This is a genomic window from Mesorhizobium sp. WSM3860, assembly GCF_002294995.1.
In the GTDB taxonomy this organism is placed as follows: domain Bacteria; phylum Pseudomonadota; class Alphaproteobacteria; order Rhizobiales; family Rhizobiaceae; genus Mesorhizobium.
Genome location: NZ_NSGF01000012.1, coordinates 139,673 through 158,161, shown reverse-complemented (window position 1 = coordinate 158,161; position 18,489 = coordinate 139,673). Strand labels below are relative to the sequence as shown.

General features: G+C 64.4%; 17 protein-coding genes. 11 read left to right on the top strand and 6 right to left on the bottom strand.

Annotation, left to right across the window (positions count from 1 at the left end):
- Positions 1–224 precede the first annotated feature (224 nt).
- Genes CK220_RS19855 through CK220_RS19845 form a run of 3 tightly spaced genes read left to right on the top strand, consistent with a single transcriptional unit; the run spans position 225 to position 3,899 of the window.
- Positions 225–1,148 carry an ABC transporter permease subunit gene (locus CK220_RS19855; protein ID WP_095813150.1) on the top strand — a complete coding sequence of 308 codons (924 nt, stop codon included), beginning with the start codon at positions 225–227 and terminating at the stop codon, positions 1,146–1,148.
- The gene (locus CK220_RS19850) at positions 1,141–2,265 is read left to right on the top strand and encodes an ABC transporter permease subunit (RefSeq protein WP_095813149.1); all 1,125 of its coding nucleotides are present in this window, start codon (positions 1,141–1,143) and stop codon (positions 2,263–2,265) included. Before CK220_RS19855 ends, CK220_RS19850 begins: the two co-directional genes overlap by 8 nt.
- A gap of 17 nt (positions 2,266–2,282) precedes the next feature.
- Complete coding sequence (locus CK220_RS19845; RefSeq protein WP_095813179.1) at positions 2,283–3,899, top strand: ABC transporter ATP-binding protein; 1,617 nt, start codon at positions 2,283–2,285, stop codon at positions 3,897–3,899.
- Between the two features lie 27 nt (positions 3,900–3,926).
- Here the strand turns inward: CK220_RS19845 and CK220_RS19840 are convergent, their stop codons facing one another.
- Complete coding sequence (locus CK220_RS19840; protein ID WP_095813148.1) at positions 3,927–4,250, bottom strand: hypothetical protein; 324 nt, start codon at positions 4,248–4,250, stop codon at positions 3,927–3,929.
- Between the two features lie 348 nt (positions 4,251–4,598).
- Here CK220_RS19840 and CK220_RS19835 point away from each other — a divergent pair, with 348 nt between their 5' ends.
- From CK220_RS19835 to CK220_RS19810, 6 genes are read left to right on the top strand one after another with little or no spacing between them, the layout of a single operon-like run.
- Positions 4,599–4,844, top strand: coding sequence for an acyl carrier protein (locus CK220_RS19835; RefSeq protein WP_066997751.1), 246 nt, complete (start codon positions 4,599–4,601; stop codon positions 4,842–4,844).
- 2 nt (positions 4,845–4,846) lie between these two features.
- Positions 4,847–6,052 (top strand): acyl-CoA dehydrogenase family protein, encoded by a 1,206-nt coding sequence (locus CK220_RS19830; protein WP_095813147.1) that lies wholly within the window; start codon positions 4,847–4,849, stop codon positions 6,050–6,052.
- Position 6,053: 1 nt separating this feature from the next.
- Complete coding sequence (locus CK220_RS19825) at positions 6,054–6,977, top strand: amino acid--[acyl-carrier-protein] ligase (protein WP_095813146.1); 924 nt, start codon at positions 6,054–6,056, stop codon at positions 6,975–6,977.
- 1 nt (position 6,978) lies between these two features.
- On the top strand, positions 6,979–7,977 hold the full coding sequence (locus CK220_RS19820; RefSeq protein ID WP_095813145.1) for a DUF1839 family protein: 999 nt from the start codon (positions 6,979–6,981) through the stop codon (positions 7,975–7,977).
- A 37-nt stretch (positions 7,978–8,014) separates the two neighbouring features.
- Entirely contained in the window at positions 8,015–10,552 is a 2,538-nt protein-coding gene (locus CK220_RS19815) for a glycoside hydrolase family 2 protein (RefSeq protein ID WP_245429283.1), read from the top strand.
- The gene (locus CK220_RS19810) at positions 10,549–12,339 is read left to right on the top strand and encodes an alpha/beta hydrolase family protein (protein WP_095813144.1); all 1,791 of its coding nucleotides are present in this window, start codon (positions 10,549–10,551) and stop codon (positions 12,337–12,339) included. The genes CK220_RS19815 and CK220_RS19810 overlap by 4 nt, the downstream gene beginning before the upstream one ends.
- A gap of 289 nt (positions 12,340–12,628) precedes the next feature.
- Here CK220_RS19810 and CK220_RS19805 read toward each other — a convergent pair whose 3' ends face one another.
- The 3 genes from CK220_RS19805 to CK220_RS19795 all read right to left on the bottom strand — a co-directional run bounded on the left by CK220_RS19805 (position 12,629) and on the right by CK220_RS19795 (position 15,344).
- Positions 12,629–13,846 carry a tyrosine-type recombinase/integrase gene (locus tag CK220_RS19805; RefSeq protein WP_245429282.1) on the bottom strand — a complete coding sequence of 406 codons (1,218 nt, stop codon included), beginning with the start codon at positions 13,844–13,846 and terminating at the stop codon, positions 12,629–12,631.
- Positions 13,847–14,145: 299 nt separating this feature from the next.
- On the bottom strand, positions 14,146–14,715 hold the full coding sequence (locus CK220_RS19800; protein WP_141245176.1) for a hypothetical protein: 570 nt from the start codon (positions 14,713–14,715) through the stop codon (positions 14,146–14,148).
- A gap of 113 nt (positions 14,716–14,828) precedes the next feature.
- Complete coding sequence (locus CK220_RS19795; protein WP_095813141.1) at positions 14,829–15,344, bottom strand: hypothetical protein; 516 nt, start codon at positions 15,342–15,344, stop codon at positions 14,829–14,831.
- A gap of 155 nt (positions 15,345–15,499) precedes the next feature.
- On the opposite strand from CK220_RS19795, the gene CK220_RS19790 reads away from it, so the two are divergent.
- Both CK220_RS19790 and CK220_RS31495 read left to right on the top strand, forming a co-directional pair.
- Positions 15,500–15,844, top strand: coding sequence for a hypothetical protein (locus CK220_RS19790; protein ID WP_095813140.1), 345 nt, complete (start codon positions 15,500–15,502; stop codon positions 15,842–15,844).
- Between the two features lie 183 nt (positions 15,845–16,027).
- Positions 16,028–16,279 (top strand): hypothetical protein, encoded by a 252-nt coding sequence (locus CK220_RS31495; protein WP_141245175.1) that lies wholly within the window; start codon positions 16,028–16,030, stop codon positions 16,277–16,279.
- Between the two features lie 28 nt (positions 16,280–16,307).
- Here CK220_RS31495 and CK220_RS19780 read toward each other — a convergent pair whose 3' ends face one another.
- Both CK220_RS19780 and CK220_RS19775 read right to left on the bottom strand, forming a co-directional pair.
- On the bottom strand, positions 16,308–17,552 hold the full coding sequence (locus CK220_RS19780) for a GGDEF domain-containing protein (protein ID WP_095813139.1): 1,245 nt from the start codon (positions 17,550–17,552) through the stop codon (positions 16,308–16,310).
- Positions 17,553–17,707: 155 nt separating this feature from the next.
- Positions 17,708–18,322: a methyltransferase domain-containing protein gene (locus CK220_RS19775; RefSeq protein WP_095813138.1), complete on the bottom strand. Its 615-nt coding sequence runs from the start codon at positions 18,320–18,322 to the stop codon at positions 17,708–17,710.
- Positions 18,323–18,489: the final 167 nt, after the last annotated feature.

Here is an 18,489-nt window from a genome sequence, read left to right as displayed (position 1 = left end):
GCGCGTCCTTCGGGACGCGCAAAGGACGCTGTAGCACCTAGAAGGCGCATGATCCCATCCGAACCTACGGTTCGGGTCATGCGCAAGAGCGGCGGCCGCGGTCTGTCGTCGTGCCGGGCCGAAAGTCGGATTGGATTTTCGGCAATCCCGGTGCGAAGATCAGAGATGCCAGCGCGCCACGATCTCGTCTGGAGAGCCGTCGCCCTGGCTGAAGCGGGGCGCCGATGCTGCGTTATGTCTTCCGGCGGCTATTGACCGCCATCCCGACGCTGTTCGTCATCGTGACGGTGGCGTTCTTCCTGATCCGCGTCGCGCCAGGCGGCCCGTTCAACCAGGAGCGGGGCTTGAGCCCCGAGATCAGGGCCAATCTCGAAGCCCAGTTCGGCCTGGACGATCCGCTCTGGCTGCAATATGTCCACTATCTCGGCAATCTTTTGCGCGGCAGTTTCGGACCGAGCTACAACCTGCCGGATTTCACCGTCACCGAACTGTTCGCCAAGGGCCTGCCGATCTCGGTGCAGATCGGTACCTCGGCGCTGGTGCTGGCGCTGCTGCTGGGCTCGATCCTTGGCACGATCGCGGCGCTCAACCAGAATAAAATAGCCGACTATTCGGTGATCGCTTTGGCCACCGCCGGCAGCACCATCCCGACCTTCGTCACCGCGCCGGTGATCCAGCTCGTCTTCGGGCTTTCCTGGAAGCTGTTGCCGATCGGGGGCTGGGGTGACGGCGCCTTGATCAACAAGGTCGGGCCGGTGCTGACGCTCGCCCTGCCGCAGATCGCCATCGTCGCCCGCCTGATGCGCGGCTCGATGATCGAGAGCCTGCGCTCGCACCACATCCGCACCGCCCGCGCGCTCGGCCTCTCCGACTGGTCGGTGGTGGTCAAGCACGCGTTGCGCGGCGCCGTGCTGCCGATCGTCTCCTTCACCGGTCCGGCGGCGGCGGCGCTGCTCACCGGCTCGATCATCGTCGAGACCATCTTCTCCATTCCAGGCGTCGGCCGCTACTTCGTCGACGCCGCGCTCAACCGCGACTACACGCTGGTCATGGGAACCGTGGTGGTGATCGCGCTCTTCACGATCGTCTTCAACCTGATCGTCGATCTTCTCTATGCGGTCGTCGATCCGAGGGTGCGCTATGACTGAGCTTGCCGTCGCCGTTCCCGAGCCGATCGTCGGCCGCTCGCTCTGGGGCAATGCCTGGGCGCGGCTGAAGCGCAACCGCGCCGCCATGTTCAGCCTCTACTATCTGGCATTCATTGCCGTCATCAGTGTATTCGGCCCTATGGTCGTGCCGCATGAATACACGACCATCTACGGCGACTATGTGCGCACGCCGCCGAGCCTTTCGGCCTATCCGAAGCCCGACATGATCCAGGGCGCGCTGAGCGACGCGATCAAACGCATGCGCGTCGACATCAAGGAGTGGCACCAGGACGGCAGCCGCGTCATCGTCACCGTCACCTCCAAGAAGCCGGTCGACGACCGCAACATCCGCTATCTCGACCGCTCCGACGCATTCGACGACACGAAGATCGAGAGCAAGTCGCCGGATGGGCTCGAAATGACCATGAGCTCCGCCGTCAAGCAGCAATATTTCATCTTCGGCACCGATAACACCGGGCGCGATCTCTTGTCTCGCACGCTGATGGCCGGGCGCATTTCGCTCGCAATCGGCCTGCTTGCCGGTGTCGTCGCCGGCGTCATCGGCGTGATCTACGGCGCGACGGCCGGCTTTGCCGGCGGCAGGGTCGACGAGGTGATGATGCGCATCGTCGACGTGCTTTACTCGCTGCCCTTCATCTTCTTCGTCATCATGCTGGTGGTGTTCTTCGGCCGCAACTTCGTGCTGATGTTCCTTGCGGTGGGCGCGGTGCTGTGGCTCGACATGGCGCGCATCGTGCGCGGCCAGGCGCTGTCGATCCGCAGGCAAGAGTACGTTCAGGCGGCGGAAGCGATGGGCGTCGGCCAGCGCGGCATCCTCGTGCGCCACGTCATCCCCAACCTGCTCGGGCCGGTGGTGATCTACATGACGCTGCTGGTGCCGCAGGTCATCATCCTGGAAAGCTTCCTGTCCTTCCTCGGCCTAGGCGTGCAGGAGCCGATGACCAGCTGGGGCGTGCTGATTTCGGTCGGTGCCAAGAACATCGGCTATGCCAACTGGCTGCTGTTGTTCCCGGCCTTCTTTCTCGTCTCGACGCTTTTCGCGCTGAACTTTGTCGGCGACGGCCTGCGCGACGCGCTCGACCCGAAAGATCGATAAAGATGGGGATCGCTGACATGGCTTCCGAAACGATCCTCAGCGTCCAGGACCTGCGCGTCCGCTTCCAGACCCTCGACGGCACGGTCGAGGCGGTGAAGGGCATCAGCATAAAGGTCAATGCCGGCGAGACCGTCGCCGTCGTAGGCGAATCCGGATCCGGCAAGAGCCAGACGATGATGGCGGCGATGAGCCTGCTTTCCTCCAATGGCGAAGCGACCGGCCAGGTCGACTACCGCGGCCGCAACCTCCTGGAGATGACCAAGAGCGAGCTCAACAAGGTTCGCGGCCGAAAGATCAGCATGATCTTCCAGGAGCCGATGACCTCGCTCGATCCGCTCTACACCATCGGCAACCAGCTCATCGAGCCGATCCGCCGCCATCGCGGCCTGAACGCCCAGGCGGCGCGTGAAGAGGCGCTGAAGCTGTTGAGACTGGTGCACATCCCCGATCCCGAGCGGCGGATGAAATCCTATCCGCACGAAATGTCGGGCGGCCAGCGCCAGCGCGTCATGATCGCTATGGCTTTGGCGAATGATCCCGATATCCTGATCGCCGACGAGCCGACGACGGCGCTGGACGTCACCATCCAGGCGCAGATCCTGATGCTGCTTGCCGAGCTGCAGCGCAAGCTCGGCATGGCGATCGTGTTCATCACCCATGACCTCGGCATCGTCCGCCGTTTCGCCGACCGCGTCTATGTCATGCGCCAGGGCGAGGTGGTGGAGGAGGGGGAGGCGGAGGCGCTCTTCGCCAATCCGCAGCACGCCTACACCAAGATGCTGCTTGCCGCCGAGCCAACCGGCACCAAGGCGGCCGCGCCAGCCAATTCGCCCGTGCTGCTCGAAGGCCGCAACGTCGAGGTCGTCTTCAAGATCGGCGGCGGCTTTCTCGGCGGCGAGCCGCTGATGCTGCGGGCCGTCGACAAGATATCGATCCGGCTGAAGCGCAACCAGACGATCGGCATCGTCGGCGAGTCCGGCTCCGGCAAATCGACGCTCGGCCGCGCGCTGCTGCGGCTGCTGCCCAGCGACGGCGTCATCCGCTTCGGCGACCGCGACATTTCAGAGGCCGACCGCCACGCGATGCGGCCGCTGCGGCGCGAATTGCAGCTCGTCTTCCAGGATCCGTTCGGCTCGCTGTCGCCGCGCATGACGGTTGGCCAGGTCATCACCGAAGGGCTTTTGGTGCACGAGCCTTCGCTGACGGGCAAGCAGCGCGACCAGCGTGCCGTCGAGGCGCTGCGCGAGGTCGGCCTCGACCCGAACGCGCGCAACCGCTACCCGCATGAGTTCTCCGGCGGCCAGCGCCAGCGCATCGCCATTGCCCGCGCTATGATCCTGAAGCCGAAAGTGGTGGTGCTTGACGAGCCGACCTCGGCGCTCGACCGCTCGGTGCAGAAGCAGATCGTCGAGCTATTGCGCAAGCTGCAGGCGGACCACGGACTGTCCTACCTCTTCATCAGCCACGACCTTGCGGTGGTGCGCGCCATGGCCGACTACATCATCGTCATGAAGCAGGGAAAGATCGTCGAGGAAGGGCCGGCCGAGGAGATCTTCGGCAATCCGCGCGAAGCCTACACGCAGACGCTGATGAAGGCGGCGATCGATACGACCAGGTTCCGCGTCAGCGCTTGAGACTTCCGCTGCTCGGCGACGCCCTGCTCACTGCGAGGACGGGCAGCGGCTCTTCCTGGCCCCGATGATCGCCTGCTGCTGTTGCTGCAGCCGCTCGATCCTGGCGGTATCGCGATTGGCCACGACCGTCTTCACGCGCTCGCCGCCCGGCAGCCAAGTCGGCACGCTGGTATTGGCGACCTTGCCGCGGCTGATCGCCGTCCGGGAAATATCGGTGGCGGTGTCGCCGAGCGCGCTGTTGAGCTCGGCGCAGCTCATCCTGTCGTATTTCGCCGGATTGATGGACGCAACACTCGACGAGCAGCCTGCGATCAAGGTCAATGGCAAGAGACCCAGCAGCGTGAACTTCATACCCTTACCCGGTCTCGCCGTTCCAAAATCGTCCAGCGGCTCTCGAATGGATAGCGGCAACCATTAGGCCAAAGTGAGGGCCTATTGTCGACCATTTATCTGATCGACCGATTGACGGCAGGCTTTTGCCTAGATCTCGGCGCCGCGGAAGCGCGTGGCGTGATATCGATGCGGATACGCACCCACAGAAAACGCCGGACAGAGGTCCGTCCGAATCGAGAGCCGTAAAATTGTATTGCGGTCCGTTACCGATCCTTAGGCATGGTTGAAACTGCTCGGCGGCGTTAACGCCACGGTTGCGCTGCGTCTGTGATATTGCCGGCTGCACAACTCAAGGGTGGGACCTCCATGATCGACCAGATACGCTCGCTGCTCGAGCAGCATCCGATGATTCCGCTGAACTTCGGTGCGCTCGCCGACGACGCCAATCTCTATGACGCGGGGCTGACCTCCTTCGCCTCGGTGCAGATGATGCTGGCGCTCGAAGAGGAGTTCGACATCGAATTCCCTGAGACGATGCTGACGCGGCGCACCTTCTCTTCGCTGGCCAGCATCGCGGATGCCGTTTCGCAATTGACGCGCAAGGCGGCGTAGCCATGAACGTGTTGAGAAAGATAGAGGCGGCCCCGCTCGCGGAGGCGCCCGAAGCCGTAACCGAGCGCATGCGCCGCGTCGCCGAGATCGCCGCCGGCCATGCCGACGCCGTCGACAAGAACGGGCGTTTCCCGGCGGAGACGATCGATGCGCTGAAGCGCGAGCGCCTGCTCGGCGTGGCGATCCCGATCGAGCATGGCGGCGAGGGGCTCGGCACGATGCAGATCGCCGACCTCATCGTCCAGCTCGGCCAGGCCTGCGGCTCGAGCGCGATGATCTATGCCATGCATCAGATCAAGACGTCGAGCTTCGTCACGCACGGCGGCGCCAGCGACTGGCACCGCGCCTATATGCGGCGCATCGCCGACGAGCAGCTTCTGATGGCTTCGGCGACAACGGAGGCCGGCATCGGCGGCAATTTGCGCAATTCGATCTGCGCGGTCGAGGTCGCCGGCGGACGCTTCGCGCTGACCAAGGAAGCCACCGTCATCTCCTATGGCAACTATGCCGACGCCATCCTTGCCACGGCGCGCCGCGCCCCGGATGCGGCCAGCTCCGATCAGGTGATGGTGGTGATCCCGGCCGATGGCAGCCGCACGCTTGAGCGCACGTCGGTGTGGGACACGCTCGGCATGCGCGGCACCTGCTCCGACGGCTTCCATCTGGTCGCCACGGGTGACGCGGCGCAGATATTCCCGAAGCCGTTCTCCGAGATCGCGGCGCAGTCGATGCTGGCCAGCTCGCACATCTTCTGGGCGGCGACCTGGTTCGGCATCGCCGCCGACGCCTTCAATCGGGCGCAGGCCTTCGTCAAAGCGGCGGCGCGCAAGCAGCCCGACTCCATGCCGCCGGGCGCGCTGAGGCTGGCCGAAGCGGCCGCCCTTTTGCAGGAGATGAAAGGCCACCTGACGGCCGCCATCCACCGCTTCGAAGCGGCCGCGGGCGACGACGACGCGCTGTCTTCGATCGGCTTCGCCGCCGAGATCAACGCGCTGAAGGTCGCGGCCAGCGAGAAGGCCGGCGCCGTGGTGCGTTTCGCCATGCTGGTCAACGGCATCCTTGGTTACAAGAACGGCACCCCGTTCAGCGTCGGCCGGCACCTGCGCGATGTGACCTCGGCGCCGGTGATGATCTCCAACGACCGCATCCTTTCCAATACCGCGACGCTCATGCTGATGAGCCGCTTCGACACCGGCCTGGGGAGCTGAGATGGACGCCAAGACATTCGACTCCAAGTCGCTGCTCGACAGCCTGTTCGAGAACGGCATCCTGTTCGAATCCGGCGTCGACGGCCTTTATGGCCGTTCGGGCGCATTCGAGGAAGTGATCGAGCGGTTTGAGCGTCTCGTCACCCGGCTCGGCGCGCCCGACAAGGCCACCCGCATCCATTTTCCGCCGGGCATGAGCCGCGCGACGCTGGAGAAGAGTGGCTACATGAAGAGCTTTCCGCAGCTTGCCGGCTGCGTGCATTCCTTCATGGGCGGCGAGCGGGAGCATGCGCAACTGCTCGGCATGATGGCTGATGGCGGAGACTGGACGGAGCTGCAGAAGGCGACGGACCTCGCGCTGACGCCCGCCGCCTGCTATCCGCTTTATCCCACCGTCGCTGCGCGCGGCCCGGTGCCGGCGCAGGGCCTGCTTTTCGAGCTCTCCTCCTACTGCTTCCGTCACGAGCCGTCGAAGGACCCGGCGCGCATGCAGCTTTTCCGCATGCGCGAGTTCGTCAAGATCGGCACGGCCGAGCAGGTGCGCTCGTTCCGCGAAAGCTGGCTGAAGCGCGGCAGGGCCATGATCGAGTCGCTCGACCTGCCTTGCGAGGTCGATCTTGCCAACGATCCGTTCTTCGGCCGCGGCGGCAAGATGATGGCCAACAACCAGCGTGATCAGGGCTTGAAATTCGAGCTGCTGATTCCGGTGACCAGCCTCGAGAAGCCGACCGCCTGTTTGAGCTTCAATTATCACCAGGACCATTTTGGCCAGACCTGGGGCCTGAAGTTCGCCGACGGGGAGTTCTGCCATTCGGCCTGCGTCGGCTTCGGGCTGGAGCGTGTGGCGCTGGCGCTGTTCCGCCATCACGGGCCGGACGCGGAGGTCTGGCCGGCGGCGGTCCGCGACGTGCTCTGGAGCGTTTGATATGCTGAGAGCTATCGCCGGCCTCGATCCGGCCAGCTACCGGCCGCACTGGCTGCACGATCCGCAAAGGCGCTGGCCGCAGACCAACTGCTATGTCGACCTTCTGATTGAGGTTCTGCACGCGACCGGGCACGATCCGGTCGCAGCGCTCGGTTTCACCGTGGCGCAGGATTTCGAAGGTGATCAGTTTGCGTTCTTCAAGTTCCCGACCGCCGACCTGCAGAGGCTAGCGGGCCTGGACATCCAGGAGCTGGCGGTCTTCGACCGGCTTGAGACGCATGTGCTGACGCAAGTTGAGCTCGGCCGGCTGCCGCTGGTCGAGGTCGACGCCTTCTACTTGCCCGACACCAAAGGCATCACCTACCGCAGCGGCCATTCCAAGACCACGGTCGGCATCAATGCGCTCGATCCCGAGGCGCGGCAGATGCGCTACTTCCACAATGACGGCTACTTCGCGCTCGAGGGCGAAGACTATGACGGTATTTTCGGCCAATGGGATAGTGTGTCGGCGGGCGACCTGCCGCTGTTTCCTTACGCGGAATTCCTGAAGCTCGACGCCACGCGCCCGGCCCGTGACGCGGTCGGGACCGCGGCGGTGCTGCTCGCGCATCACCTGAAGCGGCGGCCGAAGCGCAATCCGCTCGGCGCCTATGCGGCCGCGTTCGGCCGCCACGCTGAAAGTCTGGCGACGAAGTCGCCTGCCTATTTCCACACCTATGCCTTCAACACGCTGCGGCAGGTCGGCGCAAATTTCGAACTCCTCGGCAGTCATCTCGAATGGCTGGGGCAGCACGGCGAAACCTGCATGGCAGAGGCGGTGCAAGCCGCCAGCAACATTGCCGACGGCGCCAAGGTCATGCAGTTCAAGCTCGCCCGCGCGATGGCGCGGCAGCGCTTCGACGGCTTGAGCGAAGCAATCGCGCCAATGGCGCAGGCCTACGAAACGGTGATGGAAGTGCTGGACGCCCGCATGGCGGATGTCGCCTCCAAGGCGGCCTAGCGGGCCGGCCGAGGTGCATTCGAGCATGGGTGGGGGAATGGACGCCACGATGTCGGTCGCCGGCACTGCCGGATTGCTGGATCGGGGTTGGCGGATGGCCGTCTCCGCGGCAGGCGCCTGGGCTTCGCCGGATGACATCGACGCAAATGCCGAGTGGCTGGACGCGGCCTGTCCCGGCACGGCGGCCGCCACGCTGGAAAAGCATGGCCGCTGGGACCGCAAGCAGCCAACCCGGCTGCACGACCGCGATGTCTGGTACAGCCGCAGGCTCGACGCGACCGGTCCGGTGCGGCTGGTGTTCGAGGGCCTGGCGACTGTCGCCGAAGTCTGGCTTGGCGAGCGGCTGCTCATCACCTCAACGTCGATGTTCGAGCGCCATGAGGCTGCGGTAAGCCTTTCGGGGGGCGAGCAGCTCGCCATCGTCTTTCGCAGTCTCGATCGCCATCTGGAAACGGCGACCGGTCCACGCGCCCGCTGGCGCCCTCGCATGATCGACGATCAGCGGCTGCGGCTGGTGCGCACGACCCTGATCGGTCATATGCCGGGCTGGTGTCCGAGCTTCGATGTCGTCGGGCCGTGGCGCCCCGTCAAGCTGATCCGCGAAGAGGGCGGGCAGCGCATCCTCGACGTCGACATTCGCGCCAGGCTCGACGGCACGACCGGGCATCTTGCCGTTGCCATCACCCTCGCCGAACCCCTCGACAATGCGCAAACGGCGCATGTCAGTTGCGCCGGAGTGCGCGCGCTCCTCGAGGTCGAGACACCCACCCGGCTGACGGCGGAATTGGCTATTGCCGATGTCGCCCCATGGTGGCCGAACAGTCATGGTGAGCCGGCGCTGCACGAAGTGATGGCGACGCTCGGCACGGTGCGCAGCCGGCTGGGCCGGGTTGGATTCCGCCGCATCGAGATCGATCGCGGCGCTGACGGACGCGATTTCCGCCTGGTCGTCAACGGCGTGCCGGTGTTCTGCCGGGGCGCGGTCTGGACGCCCTCCGATCCCGTGCGGCTGCCCTGCGAGCGGGCCGAAATCGAGCCCGACCTCGACCTCGCGCGCCGAGCCGGCGTCAACATGCTGCGGGTCGGCGGCACCTTCGCCTATGAAAGCGATGGCTTCCACGAGTTGTGCGACGAGATGGGCATTCTGGTCTGGCAGGACCTGATGCTCGCCAATTTCGACTATCCGGCCAAGAGCCAGACCTGGCGGACGGCGCTGTCGCGCGAAGTGGAAAATCTATTGAGACGGCTTCGACATTCGCCGTCGCTGGCAGTGCTGTGCGGCGGCAGCGAGGTGGCCCAGCAGGCCGCGATGCTCGGCATGCCGGTGGCGATGGATCCGACACCCTGGTTCGACGATGTCGTGCGTCCGGCCGCACAGGCGATCCTGCCCGATCTGGCGCTCGTGTCCTCATCGCCCTCCGGCGGCAGCCTGCCCTTCGCCGCGGATGGCGGCCCGACGCATTACTATGGCGTCGGCGCCTATTGCCGGCCGCTGGAGGATGCGCGCCGCGCCGAGGTGCGTTTCGCCAGCGAGTGCCTCGCCTTCGCCAACGTGCCGGAACAGGCGACGCTGGATGAGCATCTGCCCGTTCCGCCCGGCCACGATCCGCGTTGGAAGGCCGGCGTGCCGCGCGATGCAGGTGCGTCGTGGGATTTCGAGGACGTGCGCGAGCATTATCTGGAGACGCTTTTCGGCGTCGATGCGCGCCGGCTGCGCATGGAGCATCCGGCGCGCTACCTCGACCTCTCGCGCGCCGTCATTGCCGAGGTGGTTGAGCGCACGATCGATGAATGGCGCAGACCAGCCTCGCCGACGGCGGGCGCGCTGTTGTTCTTCTGGAAGGATCTGCGCCCGGGAGCAGGGTGGGGCGTCGTCGATTCTGCCGGTCGGCCGAAATCGGTCTGGCATGCGCTGAGACGCGCCTTCGCGCCGCTCCGGCTGACGCTGAGCGACGAGGGCGTCAACGGGCTGGGCGTCCATCTCGTCAATGATACGGCCAAGGCAGTCGAGGCGACGCTATCGCTTGCCTGCCTGCGCGATGGCCTCACCCCGGTGGTCACGGCGCGCCGGCCGCTCACCCTGCAGGCGCGCGGGGCCCAGTCGCTGTCGGCGTTCTCGCTGCTCGGCGCCTTCTTTGATCTGTCTTACGCCTATCGCTTCGGCCCGGCGGGTCACGAGGTAACCGTGGCAAGGCTGGAAGGCCGGGACGACGAAATCCTGGCCGAAGCCGTTCATGTGCTCCCCGGCGCCATGACTGCGCGGTGCGATGTCGGCCTATCAGCACGGCTGATGCGCGGAAGAGACGGCTGGCGCCTGCGGCTCGCCTGCAGGCGCGCCGCCTATCACATCGCCATCAAGGATGGGCTGTTCTTTCCGCGCGAGAACGGCTTCCACCTGATGCCGGGCGCGGTGAAGGAAATTGGCCTGGATGGGCCGGCCTCCGCCACGCCGGCAGGCGTCGTGACGGCGCTGAATGGCGATCGCGACGTGGCCTACGATGCGCCGCAAGCCGACAATGTAGAGACCAGGGCGGAGTTCATGCGGGCGTTGCAGCCCGCCGGGAGCGTGGCATGAAGGGGATCGTCTTCGCCGACACGATCGGCTGGCTTTATGAAGGCAAGGGCACCGAGCGGCGCGGCCGGGGCGTCGTCATCGCCGGGGCGCATGGCCACGAGGACCTGTGCAGCCGGCGTTTCCTGCGGCTTCTGGCTGACAAGTTGGCCGAAAACGGTCTGCCGGCGCTGCAATTCGACTATCCCGGCTGCGGCAATGCCGCCGGGGACCATTCAACGCCCGGTCAGGTGCAACGATGGACGGGGAGCATAGGCGCTGCGATCGATCGGCTGAAGCAGGATTGCGGCGTGGCGGACGTCATCTTGGTCGGCTTCCGGCTTGGTGCCTTGCTGGCCCCGCTGGCGGCGGCCGGACGCGACGACGTAGCGGGTCTCGTGTTGCTCGCGCCGCCGTCCTCCGGCAAGACCTATGTTCGCGAGATCACAGCCATGTCGCGCATGATCGATGCGCCGCTGGCCAGCCGTTCGGCGGGCGAAGGGGTGTTCACCGAGGGGCGCGAGGCCGCCGGCTTCCGACTTTCGCATGAAACGCTGGCCGATCTCTCGACGCTCGATTGGCGGCTTGCCGCGGCAGGCCTTCCATCCCTGCCGATGCTGGTGCTTACCAACGGCAAGCCGCTGGCTGCCGAAGAGGTTCGCGCCGACAGGGTGGGCGCTCCAGAGATCGCGACGGCCGAGTTCGATGGCTATCCGCTGCTGATGTGCGACCCGACCGCGAACCGGATTCCGGCCGCCACTCTCGATCGCTGCGCGGCCTGGATCGCTGGCCATGGCGACGAAGCGGCAGCCGGAAAGGCCATGTCGCGCGATGCGTCCGAAATCCTGGATGGTCCGCATTACACGGAAAGCCCGGTGCTGATCGGACCGGAGCCGATGATCTGCGGTGTGTTTTGCCGACCGCGTGGACGCCAGACCGCGGCCGAGCCGGTGATCTTCCTCAATGCCGGCGGCGTGCCGCATGTCGGCTGGGCGCGCGGCACGGTGGAAGCGGCGCGAGCCCTGGCGGCGGAAGGCGTAGCTTCGCTGCGCGTCGACCTGCCCGGACTTGGCCTCAGCGATCCGACCGAGGAAGGGCGCCTGTTCCTTTATGACCGGCGGACGCGCCATGATGTAAGTCGTGCGATCAATTGGATGGAGCGAGCCGGCTACCCCGGGGTCGGCCTGGTCGGCACCTGCGCCGGCGCATTTCAGGCTTTTCACGCCGCGCGGGCCGATCGGCGGGTACGGATGCTGACCATGATCAACCCGCTTTGCTTTGCCTGGAACAGTTCCTACGCGCTGGAGATGGCGGTCTGGAAGACTTACGAGACGTCCAAGGCCGTGCTCGGGAAGAACGCCGCCGCCATGCAGGAGAGCCGTGAGCCGGCCGCCCCCGCATGGCGCGGGATCGCTTCGCGCTACGCCCGGCTGATCGTCCGGCGTGGGCTCGAGGCGATCAAGTCCACATTGTCGATGCTGCATCCGGGCGCTTTGCTGGGACAGCGGCGGGTGGAACGCTGGATGCGCGACCTGTGCTGCCGCGGCGTGCAAGTCCTCCTGGTGACCTCGGAAGGCGACCTGAGCCTGAAGGAGATCGCCCGCCATTTTGGCTCGGAGGAAGAGCGGCTCGATAGCATTCATGGTGTGACCAGGGTGTCGCTGCCGAATGCCGACCATACGTTGACGCCGTATCACGCGCGGCGCGCCGTGATCGCCCGCCTGATCGATCATGGCGGCATCAGGCGTGACGGCTATGCTCGTTCCGAGCCGGTGCGCGCGACGACAAGCCCTTCCTTCCTGGCGCCATAGGGCATCATCAGTTCGGCTTCGGCATCGACATGCGGCAAACGCGTCGCGTCTTGCAGCATCACGCTGCGGTTCTCTGCGCGAAAGCCCGCAAGCGGTTGAATTATCAGGAAAATCGAAGATTTTCGGGAGACTTCGTTCTGGTCGGAGTGGCAGGATTTGAACCTGCGACCCCATCGTCCCGAACAAGCCGTCTTGCCAGAAGAAGCCCGGAATTCCGGGCTATTTCGATTAATGTTCGACGCCCTTTTCTGCCTTTGTTCACGTTTGTTTCCGGGGTTTCAGGTGGGTTTCAGGTGGGAGCACCGAAGCGGACGACAGTGCTCTTCCGGCGCGGCGCCGGCGCCTTGGCGGTGATCGCGGCGGCGGCGTCGGCCTGGAAATCGGGGTGATGGTGGTAGTAATGCTTGCGCAGCACGGCTTCCGTCATGCCGCAGAAGTCGGCTGCCTTGGAAAGCTCGACCCCGTTCTGCATCAGCCATGTCGCAGCTGTATGGCGCAGCGTGTGCGGGGTGACATCTGTGACAAAGACTTGCGTCTCGACGCCTTTGACGATCCGCGGCTCGTACCAGCCGAGGCCAGCGATCTCGCATGCCGTCTTGAAGGCCTTGCGCACGGATCGAACGGGGCCGCCTTCCCATTCGACGATGAAGTCATGCGCGATCATGCGGCCGATCGTGCGGCTTTTTCCGCGCCGCTTGGTCTTAATGTCAACCGGGGTGCGGGCCCAGCGGCGCATGTGCGCCAGCAGCCGGTCCGGCACCCTGACCGGCGGCTGCCGCTTCCTGGTCTCGACCATGTCGGCGGCTCGCCTGTAGAAGACGCCGCGTTCAAGGTCGACGAAGCCACGTCCGGTCGTGGGCCGTGTCGCGGCGCCGCAGATGGCGGCAGAACGCGTGCCGGTGTAGAGCCCGGTCAGGATGAAGCGGGCTAGGTGCCGGCCGGTCCGGCGATCGCTCTCTTGCCCCTTCCACGTTTGCCGCATCTGCCAAGCCGCCCAGAGCAGCGTCGCCGCCTCTGATCGCGTCAACGCGCGCTTGGCCTTCTCCGATCGCGCCGGCAACACGATCTTCGGCACGGCCGTGATGTATTTTTCGGCGTGATAGTGGTTGATGGCAGCGCGCAGATCCTCGAGCTGCCGGCGTCCCATGGCAGGCGTCGGCAGGATCCGACCATTCTTAGCCGGGCCGTTGACGTATTCGCGGCAGAGCGCGCCTGAGATGTCGGCGACCGTGCCGGTGAAGAAGGTGAGAATGGCGAGCAGGCGCGCGGCCGTTTCCTTGCGATAGCTCTGCGAGGGGTTGAGCGCGACCACGTCCTCGGCATAGACGTTGACGACGTCCGCGATCTTTACTTGGTCCGGGTCGCGGTTGCGCTGACGCGTCGGCTGATGTTGTTCGTTGATGTATTCGGCGAGCCGCCTTTGAGCTTCAACAAGCTCGCTCTTGCCGCAGCCAGTGGGATGTCGTCTTCCGGCATCCTCGATGTACCAGGCGGCTTTGCTGCGCAAGCTGCCGTCGGCCTTTCGGCTCTCGGACCGCCAGACGAGTCGAATTCCTTTGCTTGGACGCGGCATTGCTTTCGCATTCTCCCGATTGCTGCGAGTGTGGTGTATTCCTTGCCGGCGATGATTTCCGTCTCTAATCGCCCGCGGTCGCGCTCCTTGCGCAAACCGGCTGGGCCCATCGAGCCATCAGGAAAAGCAATCCGGGCCGCGATGTCCAGCCGCAGCGGCGCGTTTTCCGTATAGTCGTCGGACCCGTTCATCGAGTGCAGTTGCCGCTGGTTTTCATGCCAATACCTGCACGTTCAGCACGTCCGCGCTGCGATACCGAGATAGCGCTGCAGGCGGTCGATGAAGGCAAGCTCTGCCTTCATGGCCCCCCACGGTGCGATCGCACCGACAAGCTTTGGCGGAGGCAGCGAAACGCGCGGCAGACAGGGACTGTCGGGCCTTGCTCCGAACAGGGCCACGGCCTCGGCAACCAGCATGCGATCGTCCATCTCGCGGATCTGACGGCCGTAGGCCGGCACGGCATGGATGTCTGGCAGTTCAGCCGCCTGATAGATCGCAACGTCGATGCTGCGCTTAACAGATGCGATCGCGCGGTGGGCGAGCTGATCGATGAAGTCTGCAGCCAATCCGGCGTCTTTCGCTAGCCGACCGATGTGATGCTGAATGAGGTCGACTGCCGGCCTGGTGATATCCCCCAGCGCGTATTCATGCCCGTCATGAAGAAGGAAATAGCCGGCAGCCACGCCGTCGCCGGTTTCGCGGAACAGCGCGTCGGCGCCCATCACCGAGTGCTGCGCCACAGAGTAGGCCGGGCAGCGATACAGACCGTTGAACCGGGCCAGCTTGGACAGCGTGTTGGCCATATCGGCGAAGCTGATGTCGGACGCCTTCGGTTCGAGCAGGTCGAAGGCCGACCCATCCGGCTTGAAGGTTGGTATGATGGCGGGGCCACCGCTACGCGCGTTGCTGGCGGACCTCATTGGTGCACCCGCGGCATAGCTGCTTCGACGGCGGTGATAACGCTCGACCGGATGGCCGGGAAGATCGGCAGCCGCTCGAGATAGCCCGACAGCACGGAAATGCAGCGCTCGCGTTGACCAGACCAGGGGTCGAGCAGCAAGGCGCCGCGGGCGGCACAATATTGGCCCCAGGCCAGGATGAGGCTCTGTGTAGGCTCCGCGCCGCCGGGCAGCGGTGGCCGATTGGGCGCTGCGTGCCGGGCCTTCTCAATCATGTCTGCAAGCAAATCGGGGCGGATGCTGATCTGCTTGGTGCTGGCGAGCAAAGCGAGGCGTGCGGCGCTGTCCTGAAATTCGATGATTTCGGCGCTTGTGAAGCCGGCGCCGATGAGGTCTTCGAGCCGGACGCCGCCGCCAACAGCGAAGAGATCGCGCATCGCCTCTGCCATTTCCAGGCAGCGCGGATGGGCCTCGACCGTGGCTTCCGGAAACTCGCGGCGGGTTTGCGATGAACGTCGGGCTTGATCGAGCAAGACGGGTCTCCTTGAACGAAAAATCAGAGCGCGCCGACGGTGACGGCGGCGCAGAATAGGGTGGCGGCAATGAAGGCAAGTGAGGCGAGCCGCTTCGCGACGGCTTCGTCCTTGTGATAGCGTTCGAACCGCGAACCACGGGCAGGGGTGATTGGATGAGAAAGCTGGTGCGGGCTGCCGTGGCGTTGTTCGTCTTGCCGGGTCCGGCCTTTGCCTACAGCGACGGGCAATTGGCGGTTATGTCCCATGTCGGGCAAGCGATCGCCGGCACCAAGATCTGTCCGAAGCTGGAAATCAATGAAGGCGCCATGGCCCTGATGTTCGCCGACGAGGATGTCAAGCTCGACGACCCGACCGTTGCCGCCGTCATTCGGACTAAGATCGAGGAGACCGTTCGGGCCTGGGACGGTAAGGACGAGGGCCTCGGCTGCGCCGCGGTGCTGATGCTTTACGGACCGAGCGGAGCCAAGGTCTCCGGACTCCTGCGTTTCAAGGATTGATTCCACCTGCTGGCTCCAACTCGTGATATCGTAATGGTAGGTATTACCTACCTACCTTACCTTGTCAAGTCGAGTAGGTGAGAGCTGCAGCTCTGGGCTGTGGATTTGTCGCACTGGCCCGCCAGGTTTGTACTTGTTTTGTTCCAATGACTGAGTCAGATTGACGCGGCTAAGGAGGCGGCATTGCTGACGTATTTTGTGGTTCAGAGTTTCAGGCTGACGTCCAAAGGGGCAATCACACCGGGAGAAGCGGTCGAGGTTCAGGACGTCGAACACGCGCTACGGCTGGCAGAAAAACTGGCGGCGAGCTCTGCCGGCGTGGTTGCGTTCAGTCGGACTGGGGATCCTTCCACCGGAGAGTTCGAGGATGCCGTGGTCCTCTACGCCAACGGGGTAGTGCCAGTGCTTGAGCCCGAACTGGCGATTGCTTGCTGAAGGTTTAGGGCCCGACTGCCCCTGGGAATTATCGTGTGGACCGAATGGGTCTGCGTTCTTCAGACTCCGGTCTGCGGAGCACAATTCGGTTGCGGCCTCTTTCCTTCGCGAGGTAGAGCGCTGCGTCCGCTTGACGCTGTAGCTGCTCCGGCGAGACGGCCTCGTCAGCGGTCTGAACCGCAACTCCAATGCTGAGCGTGACGCGGCGAGCGCGAGAGCCTGGGTTGGGGATGGCTGCGGCCTCAATGCTCTTTCGAATGCGTTCGGCAACCGAGGTCGCCTCTTCCTCGGTCACCCCAGGCAAAAGCACGAGGAACTCTTCGCCGCCGTAGCGGGCCACGTGATCGTGATCGCGTCTGACGTTTTCCTGGATGATTCTGGCGACCTCGACCAGACAGCGGTCGCCTTCGGCATGCCCGAGGTGATCGTTGAGCTTCTTGAAGTGGTCGATGTCGCACATGAGCATTGCCGCACCGTCGAGGCAGCGTCGGTCGCTTCCCCAGATACGGCCGAGCGTTTCCGTCATCCAGCGCCGGTTGGCGATGCCGGTGAGCGGATCGGTCCTTGCCAGCATTTCCAACCGCTGGTTCGCCTTGGCCAGTTCGGCTACCCTGCGCCGATCACGCAGCTCAAACAGGAAAGTCTTCTGAGCAAGAATTGTCATGATGCGCCGCGCGGCGACGGTTGCGAAGATACCGCTCGCGAAGAACAGGGTCGCAGCCACGGCGCTCCCGAATCCGATGGCCGGGTTCTGCAGCTGAAACAGGAGATAGAGCCCGAGCGCGAGCCCGGCGATGGCCACAGTCCAGGCCAGCGGGATACCGAAGATGATGATGGCGGTAATGGCCACGAACAGCATGACATTCAATTGCCCTTCATAGAACTCGCCGCCGGCGCTTACGCCGACCAATGCGACGGACAGCAGGATGAGGAACATGCCCGCAATCAGGGAAGTTCCTTGCAGCCAGGCCGCCTGCGGTTTTCGCCACGCAAAAACAACGGCTACTGCCACTGGCGGAATGATGGCCCCCGGCAGGAGCATGGAGTGCGCGACAGACCTTGGCAGAATCAGCATGTTGAGCGCCAGGGTCAGCACGTCAAGCAAGGCCACCCAGGTCATCCAAGAGCGAATGATTTTCGCCGTTTGCGACCAGACACGTGCTCGAAAGAGGTTCTTTATCTCGCCTTTTAGACGGATGTCGCGCGTGCGGCGCGCCAGAAGCCGGTCGACTTCGGCGGCGAGGGCGGGGTTATCGTGCCCCTCGAGGTGCATCAGATCTGACACGGCCGCTAAGCTCTAGAACGCTTCCTCGTCGAACTCGTCTGACCCATTGGATCGCAAAAGAACGCGCTAGCATGCCTAGTTATGATGAAGATTTGATTTCGAGCGGCGATCGCATGGCAACCAGCTCCTGAGCCGCGATCTGCTCATGCTTTCTTCGCGAAAGCCCACACCATCAGCGGGTACTCCTCGTCGTTGCTGAGATCCCGCCATAAGCCATAGGCCCGCACCGGCCCGCCGATGTGCGCCCTCGCGCAGGCCTTGTTGCCCCAGCCGAAGACCTGCACGTCATTTTCTGCGAAGCCGCCTTCGATCATGACCTGCTTCAATCCCGCCGGCGTCCAGCGGTTGTAGTCATGCGGCCGGGCGTGCACCCTGAACAGGAAGGGTGTCGCCACCATCGCCCAACCGCCTTGTTTGGTCATTGCATGGATGTTGGCGGCGGCCGCGAGCGGCCGCTGCACGTGCTCGAGCACCTGGTCGGCGATGACGATGGAAAATTGCTCTTCGGTGCGGTCGCGGCAGATGTCAAATTCGGGGAAATCGACGGACCGATAGTTTGGACACATCGCCCGCCAGTAGCGGTTCCAACCCGGCGAGATCTCGATCACATCGCGGGATTTGCGGTTTGCTGCTTCGAGGAAAGTGGTGAACGCTTCGATCTGGCGGATCCGCAGCCAGTTGCGGGAATCATAACCAATCAGCCGCTTCACAGCCCGCTTGCCACGGTCTTTCAGCGCGCCGGCAAGGCTTGTCATCATCTCGACCTCCTCGCAGCCCGCCGCAAACGTACTACATCGCAAAGCGTACAAAAAAATGACGCGAGGGAGCGCAGCGTCTCCCTGCATCGAAGGTTAACGATGAGCCCAGCCGCCTTCGAAGGCCGCTGCGGAGTCACGATATCTGCGCGAGAGTTGATCGACGCTTG

Coding starts and splice junctions, on each gene's coding strand:
- CK220_RS19855 (WP_095813150.1), top strand. CDS start 225: ATGCTGCGTTATGTCTTCCGGCGGCTATTGACCGCCATCCCGACGCTG.
- CK220_RS19850 (WP_095813149.1), top strand. CDS start 1,141: ATGACTGAGCTTGCCGTCGCCGTTCCCGAGCCGATCGTCGGCCGCTCG.
- CK220_RS19845 (WP_095813179.1), top strand. CDS start 2,283: ATGGCTTCCGAAACGATCCTCAGCGTCCAGGACCTGCGCGTCCGCTTC.
- CK220_RS19840 (WP_095813148.1), bottom strand. CDS start 4,250: ATGAAGTTCACGCTGCTGGGTCTCTTGCCATTGACCTTGATCGCAGGC.
- CK220_RS19835 (WP_066997751.1), top strand. CDS start 4,599: ATGATCGACCAGATACGCTCGCTGCTCGAGCAGCATCCGATGATTCCG.
- CK220_RS19830 (WP_095813147.1), top strand. CDS start 4,847: ATGAACGTGTTGAGAAAGATAGAGGCGGCCCCGCTCGCGGAGGCGCCC.
- CK220_RS19825 (WP_095813146.1), top strand. CDS start 6,054: ATGGACGCCAAGACATTCGACTCCAAGTCGCTGCTCGACAGCCTGTTC.
- CK220_RS19820 (WP_095813145.1), top strand. CDS start 6,979: ATGCTGAGAGCTATCGCCGGCCTCGATCCGGCCAGCTACCGGCCGCAC.
- CK220_RS19815 (WP_245429283.1), top strand. CDS start 8,015: ATGGACGCCACGATGTCGGTCGCCGGCACTGCCGGATTGCTGGATCGG.
- CK220_RS19810 (WP_095813144.1), top strand. CDS start 10,549: ATGAAGGGGATCGTCTTCGCCGACACGATCGGCTGGCTTTATGAAGGC.
- CK220_RS19800 (WP_141245176.1), bottom strand. CDS start 14,715: ATGGCCAACACGCTGTCCAAGCTGGCCCGGTTCAACGGTCTGTATCGC.
- CK220_RS19790 (WP_095813140.1), top strand. CDS start 15,500: ATGAGAAAGCTGGTGCGGGCTGCCGTGGCGTTGTTCGTCTTGCCGGGT.
- CK220_RS19780 (WP_095813139.1), bottom strand. CDS start 17,552: ATGCACCTCGAGGGGCACGATAACCCCGCCCTCGCCGCCGAAGTCGAC.
- CK220_RS19775 (WP_095813138.1), bottom strand. CDS start 18,322: ATGATGACAAGCCTTGCCGGCGCGCTGAAAGACCGTGGCAAGCGGGCT.